The sequence below is a fragment of the Bacillus sp. F56 genome (assembly GCF_001748205.1).
In the GTDB taxonomy this organism is placed as follows: domain Bacteria; phylum Bacillota; class Bacilli; order Bacillales; family Bacillaceae; genus Bacillus; species Bacillus stercoris.
The window spans coordinates 603,835-617,464 of the sequence record NZ_BDFC01000005.1 but is presented as its reverse complement, the minus strand read 5'-3'; the positions used below and the strand labels follow the sequence as shown (position 1 = coordinate 617,464).

Sequence of the window (13,630 nt, the reverse complement as noted above, 5' to 3'; positions counted from 1 at the left end):
AAATAGATGATCGGGAGTTGAAGGGGAATGAAAGGGAGCGTTTTTAGGAAGAAAAGCATTCAGGATTTAATCGCTTCGACGAGCGGTGAAAAGTCTTTAAAAAGAGAATTAGGGGCGTTCGATTTAACGTTGCTTGGAATCGGCGCCATTATTGGTACAGGAATTTTTGTTCTGACGGGAACAGGCGCAGTCACGGCAGGTCCCGGACTGACCATTTCATTTGTTGTGGCGGCGCTGGCTTGTTTATTCGCCGCCCTGTCTTACGCGGAGTTTGCGTCAAGTGTGCCTGTTTCAGGTTCGGTGTATACATTCACTTATGCGACATTGGGAGAGCTTATGGCCTTTATTATCGGGTGGGATTTAATTTTAGAATACATGCTGGCGGTAAGTGCAGTGTCGGTCGGCTGGTCTGGTTATTTCCAATCATTTTTATCAGGGCTCGGCATTCATCTTCCGGTTGCTTTAACAGCGGCACCGGGCGCAGTGAAAGGCACCTTTACTCTGTTTAATCTTCCTGCATTCGTCATTGTAATGGCGATCACATATTTGCTATATTTAGGCATCAAAGAATCAAAAAGAGTCAACAATATTATGGTTATCTTGAAGATACTGGTTGTTCTGCTGTTTATCGCGGTGGCAGCCGTTTACGTGAAGCCGCACAACTGGCAGCCGTTTATGCCAATGGGCTTTGGCGGCGTATTCAGTGCAGCGGCGCTCGTATTCTTTGCTTTTATCGGATTTGATGCTGTATCCTCTGCTGCGGAAGAGACGAAAAATCCCGCGAAGGATCTGCCAAAAGGCATTATTTTCTCTTTATTGGTTTGCACGATTTTATATGTCACCGTATCAGCAATCATGACTGGGGTTATCCCGTTTGCTCAATTTGCGGGTGTGGATCATCCGGTTTCTCTTGTTCTTCAAAGCGCAGGGCAAAACTGGGTGGCTGGCATCATTGATATTGGCGCCGTGCTGGGAATGACAACAGTTATGCTCGTGATGCTTTACGGGCAGACCCGCGTCATGTTTGCCATGTCGCGTGACGGACTTGTGCCGGGCTCACTTTCTAAAGTGCATCCAAAGCACAAAACACCTTATGTAGCCACTTGGTTTTTCGGAACGATGTCGGCGCTTCTCGGCTCACTTGTTCCGCTGGATGAACTTGCAAAGCTGGTAAACATCGGGACGTTGTCGGCATTTGTCCTGATTTCTGTGGCAGTTATCGTTTTGAGAAAGAAACAGCCTGATCTTCCGAGAGCTTTTAAATGCCCGGGAGTTCCCGTGATCCCAGGCCTGGCGATTCTGTTCTGCCTGTTCTTGATTTTAAATCTGGGATGGGTGACGATTGTCCGCTTCCTGGTGTGGCTGTTAATCGGCTTGGTCATCTATTTTCTGTATTCAAGAAAGCATTCAAAATTAAATCAATAAATAACCTTTGATAAAGAGAGCGGCCATACAGGCCGCTCTCTTTTCTGTTCTTGGCAAATGAATCTATAGAAATGAAGACAAAAATAAGAGATAATATAGGCTGGAAAGGAAGTGACGTTTATTGTCTGAGCAAAAAACAGTCCAATGGGCTTCGAAAATTGGTTTCGTCATGGCAGCGGCCGGCTCGGCTATCGGCTTGGGCGCGATTTGGAAGTTCCCTTACGTAGCGGGGACCAATGGGGGAGGAGCCTTTTTTCTTATCTTCGTGTTATTTACCATCCTCTTAGGTTATCCGCTTTTGGTGGGGGAATTTATTTTTGGAAGACGGAACCAGACGAATGCCATTGATGCATATAAAAAAGAAGCGCCGCGATCAGCTTGGTTTCTTACGGGGTGGATCGGCGTAGCCGCGTGTTTCTTAGTGCTGTCGTTTTACAGTGTAATCGGGGGATGGATTTTGCTGTATATCGTAAAAACAGCGTCAGGCTCACTGTCCGGGCTTTCCCAAGCACAGTATGGCGCTCTTTTTGCTTCTATTATCCAAAATCCGGTGCAGACGCTCACGGCTCAGCTTGTTTTTATGGTACTGACTGTCATCGTTGTCGCCAGAGGGGTTCAAAAAGGGATTGAACGGGTCAGCGCGGTGATGATGCCGATTTTGTTTTTGTTGTTTATTCTGCTTGTTCTCCGGGCTCTTACGCTTAATGGTGGAATGGCAGGCGTAAAGTTTCTGCTTGTGCCACATTTCAGCGATCTGACTCCGGAATCCATATTATTCGCTCTGGGACAGGCCTTCTTTACATTAACACTTGGGGTTTCGGTGATGGTGACTTACAGCTCCTATTTGCCGAAAACACAAAATATCCCTCGTTCAGCAGCCTCCATTGTCTTGATGAATATCATTGTGACACTCTTGGCAGGTCTAGCTATTTTTCCGGCAGTTTTTTCATTCGGTTTTCAGCCAAATGAAGGACCGACACTGCTGTTTACAGTGCTTCCGGCCGTTTTTGAACAGCTGCCGTTTGGCACGTTGTTTTTTATAGGCTTTCTCGTTGCGTTTTTATTTGCGGCTTTAACCTCAGCGTTTTCGATGGTTGAAATTATTGTCGCCACAATCGGAAAAGGGGACGAAAAGAAGAGAAAAAAACTGTCATGGACGAGCGGGCTTTTGATTTTTTTGGTCGGAATCCCATGCTGCTTGTCTTATGGCGTATTGAGTGATGTGCACCTATTTGGCAAAACGTTTTTTGATATTGCCGATTTTACCGTCAGCAATGTTTTAATGCCTTCAGGCGCTCTGTTAATTTCTCTTTTTATCCCGCTTAAAATTTCGAAGAGCGAGCTCTGGGCAGAAATGAGAAATGGATCAAATGCAGGTAAAGCATTCTTTTACACATGGTTTTATTTGCTTCGTTTTATCGTGCCGCTTGCCATTATTATCGTGTTCTTAAATTTAATTGGAATTTTATCTTTTTAAAAAAACAGGCTCCGGGAATGGAGCCTGTTTTTTTATTTAATAAGATGATATCAACGGCGCCCATGCCGTTTTCAGTTTTTGGATGCCGAGCCTGATGTCCTCTTCTGACAAACCGCCATAACCGATTAAGACAGAAGCAAAAGGCGTTCGTTCTTTATATGAAGGGGAGACGGGATAGATGGTTACACCGTTGTTTGCGGCTGCTTTTATTGCTTCTTCCTCACTTGCTGGAAACAAAAGACGCAGCAGAATGTGAAGCCCTGAGTTTTTACCGAGAATCTCAACGGTGTTTCCTAGTTCAGAGCGGATGGCTTCTAACAGGACAGCGTGTTTTTTTCGGTAGAGGCCTCTCATTCTATTTATGTGTTTTTGCCACTCTCCGGTTTCGATGAAGTCTGCCAGCGCGAATTGCGAGTGGGCAGAGACGGTTTGCTTCATTAACTGAGCGTTGTTTTTGATCGATTTCATGAGTTCAGGGGGCACAATCATGAAGCTAAGCCGCAAGGAAGGCAGAAGTGACTTTGAAAAAGTGCCAAGATATATGACTCTGCCATTCGGATCTAGGCCCTGTAAAGACGGAATGGGATGGCCGCTGTAGCGAAATTCCCCGTCATAATCATCCTCTATAATGAATGAATTTGATTTTGCTGCCCATGCAAGCAGCTCCTGTCTGCGGGTTATCGTCATGATGGTCCCAAGCGGAAACTGATGCGAAGGAGTCGTATACATGAAATAAGGATTCCGGCGGTAGAGCTCATCCGGCAGGACGCCTTCTGCATCAGTACAAATCGGAATGACATTCATGCGATTTGCTTCAAATATCTTTCTTGAACGGTGAAAGCCCGGTTCTTCAAAGCCGATTTTTGTCCCTGGTTTTAGCATAAGGCAAAGAATTTGCAGAAGCACGGTGGTTCCTGCACCAATGATAATCTGGCCGGGATCGCAATTGACTCCCCGAGACAGCCTGACGAATCGGGCAATCGTGTGCCTGAGTTCGTATTCTCCCTGAGGGTCTCCAGAGGTGTGGAACGAATCGGAATAGCGATCCAGACTTTTTACTATGCTTTTTCTCCAAGCGGTAAACGGGAAGTGGGCCGGATCAACATTGCCTTGATGAAAGTCAATAGCAGGTGCGTTCTTTTTATGTGAGCCAGGCTGTGCAGACTGCTGAAAATGGTCACGAGCTGACGGAAAATCTGGTTCTACTTCCGCGGCGAACCAGCCGATTTTCGGCTTGCTTTTGACATAGCCCTCAGCAGTTAATTGCTCGTAAGCTCGTTCTATTGTTGCCGTGCTGACATCGAGCAAGCTGGAGAGCCTGCGTTTTGAAGGAAGTTTTGTTCCCTTTGTGATTCGCGCATGTGAAATCTCTTGTTTGAAAAAGGTATAGAGCTGCTCATACAGCGGTATTTTGCTCTTTTTATCAAGAAACGGCGTGATATCCATCTCATGTCTCCTTTTTATCTGGCATGGTCATTTTTTCTGATATTGGCTATTTGGTAAATGCCATTTATTAGCTATGATCATTGTAACGAAAGGAAAGGGGATTGAGAAGATGATTCATATCAAACAATTAACCACGAAAGAAGAATGGGCTGAGTCGTATCCGGTCATGGGTGAATTGAGAACAGAACTAGATATCGAGACATATTTACAAAGGCTTGAAGCCTGTGTGCAGAAAGAATCGTATATGCTTTTTGCCTTATATGAAGATACAGAGATCAGAGCGCTGTGCGGCGCTCAGCCGAGGGTTTCCATTCATCAAGGAGAGCACTTGTGGGTTGCGGATCTAGTTACAACGGCACCTAGCCGATCAAAGGGATACGGCAAAATGCTTTTGGATTATGCCGCAGACTGGGCGAGTAAAGCCAGACTTGGCTTTGTCAGTCTTTCATCTGGCCTTCAGCGTAAAGACGCACATCGATTTTATACAGAAAAAATGGGTTTTGCTATAGAAAGCTATTTGTTCCGAAAACCGGTGTAAATGAAAAAAGACGCCTGAAAAGGCGTCTTTTTTTAAAAGCCAAACTGTAAATTTGTATCTACAGATACAATGGTATACACACAAATAATCACAAAGAGATTAAGGATGACGCCGAGCAGGCCGGGGCCTGTGCGTCCTCTCTTGATGAAGAGTTCAACAACGCCGAACGGAACGGCAGCCATGGCGAACGGAAGCATTTGATAGGAATAAAACGTGACATTGCTGATAATCGCCAAATTCAGCAAGAGCAGGGACAGAACCGCTGTCCCGACAGAGATCCAGCCGAATACATTGTGTTCTTTAAAAATTCTTACCAGTTCCATAATTCCACCTCGCCGACATTCGCTGATTTTACAGATTTGTTTTTCAGCATCCGCTGGATTTCCTTGGTTGGTCCTGTAACGACCGAACCGTAAACATTGACACCGTTTTTCTCTACATAATCTAATCGGTTATCTACATTCAGGTCTTTGCGTTTTGAAATGACCTGAGCCCATTTTTCGTGTTTGGACATAAATTTCAGGGCGTTGATAAACTGATCGCCATTCGACTTGCCTTTTGTATTAAGGGCAGCCAAGAACTTTGAATCCTTTCCAGGATAGCCAAGAGGTTCTGTTGAAGCTGTCTTATTTGTGTTTTTCTCTGTTTCGATTGCGTTCCACAAAAAGCTCACATCATAGCCTTTGAATTTGCTATACACGTCTTTTGTCGGATATGCGCGGTCATATGAAAGGTAGACCTCGGATACCGTTCCTTCAGGCAATGTCTTTAATGTTTTTTCTGCTTTTGCGGTTGTTTGTTCAGACGTGTTTGAAGGGTGTGTGAAGTAATGGCCGGTTTTATTCGCTTCTAAGTCATAGTAGTTTACAGCCGGCGCTTTTACTTTGTTATAAAACATTTCAACCCGTTCATTCCCTACGGCAGCCGTCTTCGTGCCAATCTGCTTTTGCAGCGGGAATTCCGTATTCATGCCAAACAGCTTCACTTGGCTTTTCAGCCCGGAAGTATCAACAAGAACATTCGGCATGGTCAGGGCTACAGTGACTGCGGCGGTTTCCATAAACTCATTGCCGGTGCTGTGTTTTCCGCCCATCCCGTAATAGAGGTAGCTTCCCAGCGTGCAAAGCGGCAAAATCATCAATGTCGAAATGACGGCAAGCACAGAAATTCGCAAATAAGATTTGCGTTTGCCGTAGGCTAAAATCGCTTTTTGTTTTTCAGGACTGATGCTGATATCCCAATCGTTATCGTCCTCTAGCTCGCTGTCAATCAGTTCCTGATATACTTCGAGCTTCTCAAGTTCTTCCTCAAATGCGGTCATTTCCTGGTCGCTCATTTCCCCATTTTTATATTGATCAAAACGCTTTTTAAATTCTTCATTCATCATTAACACCTCTATTATAAAGTGCTTTCAGCCGCTGTCTGGCACGAAATAAAACACTTTTAAAATTCGCCTCTGAAATATTCATAATATGGGATGCTTCTTTGTAATTTAACTCTTTTAAATAATATAACGTTAAGGCCTCCCGATAATTATCGGGGAGCTCGGACATATAACCAGTCAGCACTTCCTTTATCTCTACCTGATGGGCAGGGCTCTGAACAGCATTTTGAAAGAGGCTTCCGATTAAGTCATCAGAAATGGTTACTTCTTTCTTATGCTTTCTGACGTAATCAATGAAGGCGTTTCGCGCCACTTGAAAAAGCCAGGGCTTTACTTTGCTGTGATCATAGGAGTGAATGTGTATGTATGCCCGCATAAAGGTTTCCTGCAGCAAGTCTTCAGCAAGATGCTTGTCTTTTGTCATGGAGAGCAGGAACCTGTAAACATCATTCATGTACATTTGGTAAATTTCATCGATCGTCACTGCCTTTTCTCCCCTCTATGTTATACACGCATAAGAAAGGTTTAAAGTTGCACATTACATGCAAACGGCTTTTTTATACCTAATCAAACACCATTCCTATATAGTACCCAAAAATGGCCGCAAAAGATAGTGCGGAGAAATGTTTAACAATTTTTCCAGAGGGGAAAAGATAGTGAAAAAGTGAAGGAGTGGCACAATGGAATATACCAGTATCGCAGACACAGGAATAGAAGCCTCCAGAATCGGCCTCGGCACATGGGCGATTGGAGGCACGATGTGGGGAGGCACTGACGAAAAAACATCGATTAAAACAATCCGCGCCGCTCTTGATCAGGGGATTACACTGATTGACACCGCGCCGGCTTACGGCTTCGGGCAGTCCGAGGAAATCGTCGGAAAGGCAATCAAGGAGTACGGCAATAGAGACAAGGTGATTCTCGCAACGAAAACGGCTTTGGACTGGAAGAACAACCAGCTGTTCCGCCATGCGAACAGAGCGAGAATTGTAGAGGAAGTTGAGAATTCTTTAAAACGGCTTCAAACAGATTATATTGACCTTTATCAGGTACATTGGCCTGATCCGCTTGTGCCAATTGAAGAAACAGCGGAAGTCATGAAGGAATTATATGATGCGGGAAAAATCCGGGCGATTGGCGTAAGCAATTTTTCGATTGAGCAAATGGATACATTTCGCGCTGTTGCACCACTCCATACAATTCAGCCTCCTTATAATTTGTTTGAAAGAGAAATGGAAGAGAATGTTCTTCCGTATGCGAGAGATCACAAGGTGACAACCTTATTATACGGCAGTTTATGCAGAGGGCTGTTAACAGGCAAAATGACTGAAGAATATACATTTGAGGGCGATGATCTGCGTAATCACGATCCAAAATTCCAGAAGCCCCGCTTTAAAGAGTATCTTTCTGCTGTCAATCAATTGGATAAGCTGGCGAAGACTCGCTATGGAAAATCTGTGATTCACTTGGCTGTCAGATGGATCTTAGACCAGCCGGGAGCGGATGTCGCTCTTTGGGGGGCAAGGAAGCCTGAGCAGCTTGAGGCGCTATCTGAGATTACAGGCTGGACGCTGAATAGTGAAGATCAGAAAGATATCAATATCATATTGGAAAACACAATTTCAGACCCAGTCGGACCGGAGTTTATGGCCCCGCCGACCAGAGAGGAAATATAACAAAAGCTGAGGGCGAATCCTCAGCTTTTTGGCGTTTTAACGGGAGAAATCTTAAAAATTAGTACCAGGTAATAAAAAATATTGTTATAATAGATGACAGAAAGAATCATTGATTACGACAAAGGAAGTGCGATATGTATAAGTTTTGTGCAAATGCTTTAAAAGTTATTCTTTCTCTTCGCGGAGGAGTGAAGGTGTATAACAAAGAAAACCTTCCGGCCGATTCAGGTTTTGTCATCGCGTGTACACATTCCGGCTGGGTTGATGTGATTACACTCGGAGTCGGGATTCTTCCTTATCAAATACACTACATGGCGAAAAAAGAGCTTTTTCAAAATAAATGGATCGGTTCGTTTCTGCAGAAAATTCATGCCTTTCCGGTAGATCGGGAAAATCCCGGGCCAAGCAGTATTAAAACACCGATTAAGCTACTGAAAGAAGGAGAGATTGTCGGTATCTTCCCAAGCGGAACAAGAACCTCTGAGGACGTGCCTTTGAAAAGAGGTGCGGTGACAATTGCGCAAATGGGGAAAGCGCCGCTTGTTCCTGCTGCATATCAGGGCCCTTCAAGCGGAAAAGAATTGTTCAAAAAAGGAAAAATGAAGCTGATTATCGGTGAGCCTCTTCACCAGGCTGATTTTGCCCACCTGCCGTCAAAGGAAAGACTTGCAGCAATGACAGAGGCTTTGAATCAGCGGATTAAAGAATTAGAGAACAAACTTGATCAGCTATAAGGCGTTAGCCTGAAACTGTGAAAATAAGAAAAGCACCTTGTATAAGGTGCTTTTCTTATTATGCTTCCTGCTGGTTAGCAGTCTCGAGAAGTTCTTCTTCTTGAAGCTTTTTCACTTCAATATATGCGACGTGGTGGCCGTCAATTTCATTAATGATGAATTCGCAGCCTTCTTCGATGATAGAATCATCTTTTTCAACATCGTATTTTTGAGTAAGGAACCAGCCGCCGATTGTATCGACTTCTTCGTTCTCTAAATGAATGCCGAGCAGGTCGTTTACTTGGTCAATTAGCACTTTTCCGTCAAGAATATAATGGCCTTCGCCGATTTTGCGGATTTCGCTAATTTCATCAATATCAAATTCATCGCGAATTTCACCGACAATTTCCTCGATGATGTCCTCAACCGTTACAAGCCCGGCAGTGCCGCCGTATTCATCAGACAAGATGGCCATGTGGACCCTCTCTTTTTGCATTTTGACAAGCAGGTCTTGGATCGGCGCAGATTCAATGACATGAATGATCGGATTGACGAATTCAGAAATGGTCGAATCAACAGATACCTCGCCGCTGATGCAGGCGGTCAGCACTTCTTTTATGTTAATAACCCCGATAATGTTATCTTTATCGCCCTCTTCCACAGGGTAGCGGGTATATTTTTCGATCTGAATGATGTCCATCATTTCAGAAATCTTGATATCATGCGGAAGGCTGACAATTTCGGTCCGCGGAATCATAATTTCTTTCGCGAGCCTGTCGTCAAATTCAAAGATTTTATTCACATATTTAAACTCTGACTGGTTGATTTCACCGCTTTTATAGCTTTCAGACAAAATGATTCGCAGCTCTTCTTCAGAGTGGGCCAGTTCGTTTTCTGAAACGGTCTCCAGGCCAAATGCTTTTGTCAATAACCGTGCGGAATTGTTCAAAAGCCAAATGAACGGGAACATAATGCGGTAAAACCAAATCAGCGGTTTCGCAAACAGCATAGACACTGCTTCCGCCTTTTGGATAGCGACTGTCTTAGGTGCAAGTTCTCCGACAACAACGTGCAGGAACGTGATAATGGCATACGCAAAAATAAACGATATGACATGTGAAAGGGAACCTGGAACGTTCAATTTTACGAAAAGCGGGTGAAGCAGCCTTTCAATCGTTGATTCACCTAAGACCCCTAATCCGATGGAAGTCAGTGTAATTCCGAGCTGACACGCAGATAAATATTCATCAAGATGCGTGGTCACTTTTTTTACGGCTATTGCTGCTTTATTTCCTTCCGCGATCAGCTGATCGATCCGTGAGCCTCTGATTCTGATAATGGCAAACTCAGATGCCACGAAAAATGCCGTCAGGGCGATTAAAACAGCAACTAAAATCAAATTCACTATGTCCAATTAGAACCTTCACTCTAGCAATGAGAATGAAGGTAACACCTCCTGTTAGATAAAATGGTTTTAACTTAACAGCAGCATTAATGATTGGAACACGGCGAGCTTTTCAGGCGGGAGCTTGCTTTTCAGCTTGTCACGATCCTCAGGCTTCAGCCGTTCAAACCGATGCAAGATTCCGGAGATGTTTTGATTCATATGATCAATTTCTAATGCCAGATTTCCAATTTCATCATTAAGTTTAGCTGAAGAGGGAAACTGGTTCTCCAGTCGATCTTTAATATCGGACAGGGCCAATCGCTGCTTCTTGCAATCTACAATAAATATAAGCCGTTTGAGTGCATTTTCGTCGTAGTAACGGTAATTTGAACAGGATCTGGCCGGCGTAAGCAGACCGAGATTCGTATAATAATCAACTGTCCGTTTCGTTACTCCGGCGAGCGCCGCTAGTTCACTGATGCGATAAGTCTCAGCCCCATCTATATCCCTCCCAACCATCACGTTATAGTTATGAGAATAGTTTAATATATGAACGGTGTCTTGCACAAGTTTATTGTTTTTTCCCAGACGGGAATTGGAAGCTGTGGAATTCATGATCTGATTGAAGTAACATAAGAAGATAGAATTTTCAAATGATGATACACGGAAGGGACAGATGAAATTGGCTGGGTTATCCCGGGAAGTTGAAGGAAACTTAAATAAAGGATCTTGGATTCGCAAGTTGTTTGATGAAGGTGCAAGGCTGAAGAAAGAGTTCGGGGAAGACCAGGTATTTGATTTTTCACTCGGCAACCCGATTGTTGAACCTCCTGAAGCTTTTAAGAGAGCGTTAATAGCGGAAGCTGAAAAAGGCAGCCACGGATACATACAAAACCAAGGTCTTCCGGCAGCGAGAGAAAAAGTCGCGCAATTTCTGGGGTCACGTTTTGAAGCTGATTTCTCAGCGGAGCGCATCGTCATGACGGTGGGCGCGGGCGGCGCTTTGAATGTTGCGTTAAAAAGCATCATAAATCCTGGGGAAGAAGTCATTATTCTCGCACCTTATTTTGCCGAATATAAGTTGTATATTGAGAACTATGGGGGCAAGGCCGTCAGCTGCCCGTTGACAGACCGGTTCGAGATCGACATTGAAGCGGTAAGGCAATCGATCACCCCGCAGACAAAAGGGCTGATTCTCAATACACCGCATAACCCGACAGGCACTGTTCTCAGCCAGAAAAATATAGACGATTTAGGCGCTTTATTAAAAGAAATAGAAGAAAAAAACGGCCAGACGATTTATGTGCTGTTTGATGAACCGTATAGTCAATTAATCTATGATGAAGAGCTGGCAAATCCGTTTCAATCGTATCATCGTGTGATTTTGGCCAGCTCATTCAGTAAGGATCTCGGCATAGCCGGGGAGCGGCTCGGGTATATCGGATTAGACAGCCGAATGCCGAATGCGGACCTTTTGATCAACGCTTTTGTGTATTGTAATCGAACGCTTGGATTTGTGAATGCCCCTGTTATGATGCAGCGGACTGTGGCACGAATGGATGATTTAAGAGTAGACGCAAGCGCGTATAAGGAGCGCCGGGATTTAATGGTAGATATTTTAAAAGAAGCCGGTTTTGAATTTGAAATGCCAAAGGGAGGCTTCTTTGTTTTTCCGAAATCGCCGATTGAAGATGAAGTCGCATTTTGTGTGCATGCCGCCCAAAAATACAAATTATTAATTGTGCCGAGCAGCGGTTTTGGAATGAGCGGGCATTTCCGTTTATCCTTCAGTGTGCCGATCGAGCAGATTAAAAACTCACGGGATATTTTCATTTCTTTATATAAAGATTTTGCTTAAGAAGGCAAAGAAAGAGAAAACAGTTTTCCATGCTGTTTTCTTTTTTATATACTCACAAAATCTTTACTCCTCAATTCAGGCAGTCAGCAGAATTGCCAAGCAGTGCGTGCAATTAAGGCTTTCCCTATAATAAAAGTCTAAAAATTAAAAATCATTTTTGGAATGAGTTGTGTTACAATAAAATATACAATTTATAATCAAACTTTGACTTTTGGAGGTGGTATGATGGGGCCCTCTGCTTAGGCAACAATACACCGCGTACCTCAATGTTAAGGAAAAATGATTATATCAGGAGGTGACTCCTTATCCTTTAATAAGAGGGATAAGGTTAAATGGACGATATTGACAGTCTGATTTTAATTGGCGTGCTCATTGCTTTAACGGCGTTTTTCGTTGCAAGCGAGTTTGCGATTGTTAGAGTAAGGAGATCCAGAATAGATCAGCTTATCACAGAAGGAAACAAACGGGCGATACTCGCAAAGCGTGTCATTACAGATTTGGATGAATATTTATCCGCATCCCAGCTGGGCATTACATTGACATCAATTGGACTTGGCGTACTGGGTGAACCGGCCTTTGAACGGCTTCTGCATCCATTGTTTGAACCGCTCGGCTTGCCGGACTCGGTTTCTCATGCAGTCTCTTTTGCAGTCGCGTATGGCTTGATCACATTCCTGCACGTCGTTGTAGGTGAACTGGCCCCGAAAACGGTCGCGATTCAAAAGGCAGAGCAGCTGACCTTGCTGATAGCGGGTCCTTTGCGTTTATTCTATTTGCTCCTGTTTCCGTTTATTTGGATCCTCAATGGATCGGCGCGGCTTTTATGCGGGATGTTCGGTTTGAAGCCTGCGTCAGAACATGATGGTTCCCATTCTGAGGAAGAACTCAGGATGCTGTTGTCTGAGAGCTTAAAAAACGGAGAGATTAATCCGTCTGAATATAAATATGTGAATAAGATTTTTGAATTTGATAATCGGATCGCCAAAGAAATTATGATACCGCGGAAGGAAATGGCCGCGGTCTCCACAGAGATGACGATGGCTGAAATGCTTGAAGTCATGCTGAAGGAAAAATACACGCGCTGGCCAGTCACAGCTGGGGACAAAGACAGTGTGATCGGTTTGGTCAATACGAAGCATTTGTTTTCTGATTTGCTGTTTATGGCAGAAGAAGAACGAATGAAGATGACGATCCATCCGTATGTGCGGCCGGTCATCGAAGTGATTGAAACGATCCCGGTTCATGATTTGCTGATTAAAATGCAGCGCGAGCGCATTCATATGGCTATATTGTCTGATGAATACGGAGGAACCTCGGGACTTGTGACGACAGAGGATATTCTTGAGGAAATTGTCGGCGAGATCAGAGATGAATTTGATGAAGATGAACAGCCGCTGATCCAAAAGCTTGGCGACGGCCATTATGTGATGGATGGAAAGGTTCGGATCGATCAGGTGAATAGCCTTCTTGGCGCATCGATTCAAGAAGACGTCGATACGATCGGCGGATTGATATTAAAAGAAAACATCGATATTGAGGCTGGTGAATCCATTCGCATCGATTCATATACGATAAAGGTGCTGAAGATGGACGGCCGATTAATCAAGCAGATTGATATAAAAGAAGAAGCCGGCAGCACAACAGGGATTACGGCGCACCGCAAGCTGCCGCTGCCTGAGCCTGTGATGCTGAACAGTGCAACCTTGAGCGAGAAATAAGCTCAAGG

13 protein-coding genes are annotated in these 13,630 nt (G+C 44.2%); 7 read left to right on the top strand and 6 right to left on the bottom strand.

The features are described from left to right. Nucleotides 1–27 precede the first annotated feature (27 nt). Both bcaP and BFW96_RS07820 read left to right on the top strand, forming a co-directional pair. Nucleotides 28–1,425: a branched-chain amino acid transporter BcaP gene (gene bcaP, locus BFW96_RS07825; protein ID WP_069839119.1), complete on the top strand. Its 1,398-nt coding sequence runs from the start codon at nucleotides 28–30 to the stop codon at nucleotides 1,423–1,425. Between the two features lie 121 nt (nucleotides 1,426–1,546). Beyond that, a complete protein-coding gene (locus BFW96_RS07820) occupies nucleotides 1,547–2,902 on the top strand; it encodes a sodium-dependent transporter (RefSeq protein WP_069839118.1) in 1,356 nt (451 codons plus the stop codon). A gap of 36 nt (nucleotides 2,903–2,938) precedes the next feature. Here the strand turns inward: BFW96_RS07820 and pdxR are convergent, their stop codons facing one another. Further along, nucleotides 2,939–4,348, bottom strand: a complete 1,410-nt coding sequence (gene pdxR, locus BFW96_RS07815) for a MocR-like pyridoxine biosynthesis transcription factor PdxR (protein WP_069839117.1) — start codon at nucleotides 4,346–4,348, stop codon at nucleotides 2,939–2,941. 109 nt (nucleotides 4,349–4,457) lie between these two features. Between pdxR and BFW96_RS07810 the strand changes: the two genes are divergently transcribed. Then, nucleotides 4,458–4,886, top strand: a complete 429-nt coding sequence (locus BFW96_RS07810) for a GNAT family N-acetyltransferase (protein ID WP_069149279.1) — start codon at nucleotides 4,458–4,460, stop codon at nucleotides 4,884–4,886. A gap of 32 nt (nucleotides 4,887–4,918) precedes the next feature. Here the strand turns inward: BFW96_RS07810 and BFW96_RS07805 are convergent, their stop codons facing one another. The 3 genes from BFW96_RS07805 to sigM are packed head-to-tail and all read right to left on the bottom strand — an operon-like array spanning nucleotide 4,919 to nucleotide 6,754. Further along, nucleotides 4,919–5,209: an anti-sigma-M factor gene (locus tag BFW96_RS07805; RefSeq protein ID WP_003233341.1), complete on the bottom strand. Its 291-nt coding sequence runs from the start codon at nucleotides 5,207–5,209 to the stop codon at nucleotides 4,919–4,921. Next, complete coding sequence (locus BFW96_RS07800) at nucleotides 5,197–6,273, bottom strand: anti-sigma factor (protein ID WP_083252824.1); 1,077 nt, start codon at nucleotides 6,271–6,273, stop codon at nucleotides 5,197–5,199. Before BFW96_RS07800 ends, BFW96_RS07805 begins: the two co-directional genes overlap by 13 nt. Next, nucleotides 6,263–6,754 carry an RNA polymerase sigma factor SigM gene (gene sigM / locus BFW96_RS07795; protein WP_003224177.1) on the bottom strand — a complete coding sequence of 164 codons (492 nt, stop codon included), beginning with the start codon at nucleotides 6,752–6,754 and terminating at the stop codon, nucleotides 6,263–6,265. Before sigM ends, BFW96_RS07800 begins: the two co-directional genes overlap by 11 nt. A 196-nt stretch (nucleotides 6,755–6,950) precedes the next feature. On the opposite strand from sigM, the gene akrN reads away from it, so the two are divergent. Both akrN and BFW96_RS07785 read left to right on the top strand, forming a co-directional pair. Next, nucleotides 6,951–7,946, top strand: a complete 996-nt coding sequence (akrN, locus tag BFW96_RS07790; RefSeq protein ID WP_069839115.1) for an aldo/keto reductase AkrN — start codon at nucleotides 6,951–6,953, stop codon at nucleotides 7,944–7,946. 134 nt (nucleotides 7,947–8,080) lie between these two features. Next, entirely contained in the window at nucleotides 8,081–8,680 is a 600-nt protein-coding gene (locus BFW96_RS07785; protein ID WP_014663357.1) for a 1-acylglycerol-3-phosphate O-acyltransferase, read from the top strand. Nucleotides 8,681–8,738: 58 nt separating this feature from the next. Here BFW96_RS07785 and BFW96_RS07780 read toward each other — a convergent pair whose 3' ends face one another. Further along, nucleotides 8,739–10,073, bottom strand: coding sequence for a hemolysin family protein (locus BFW96_RS07780; RefSeq protein WP_040083600.1), 1,335 nt, complete (start codon nucleotides 10,071–10,073; stop codon nucleotides 8,739–8,741). A gap of 60 nt (nucleotides 10,074–10,133) precedes the next feature. Further along, nucleotides 10,134–10,565: a Cu(I)-responsive transcriptional regulator gene (gene cueR, locus BFW96_RS07775; RefSeq protein ID WP_040083818.1), complete on the bottom strand. Its 432-nt coding sequence runs from the start codon at nucleotides 10,563–10,565 to the stop codon at nucleotides 10,134–10,136. Nucleotides 10,566–10,722: 157 nt separating this feature from the next. Here cueR and BFW96_RS07770 point away from each other — a divergent pair, with 157 nt between their 5' ends. Continuing rightward, nucleotides 10,723–11,904 carry a pyridoxal phosphate-dependent aminotransferase gene (locus tag BFW96_RS07770; protein ID WP_069839114.1) on the top strand — a complete coding sequence of 394 codons (1,182 nt, stop codon included), beginning with the start codon at nucleotides 10,723–10,725 and terminating at the stop codon, nucleotides 11,902–11,904. A gap of 332 nt (nucleotides 11,905–12,236) precedes the next feature. After that, nucleotides 12,237–13,622, top strand: coding sequence for a hemolysin family protein (locus tag BFW96_RS07765; protein ID WP_069839113.1), 1,386 nt, complete (start codon nucleotides 12,237–12,239; stop codon nucleotides 13,620–13,622). Nucleotides 13,623–13,630: the final 8 nt, after the last annotated feature.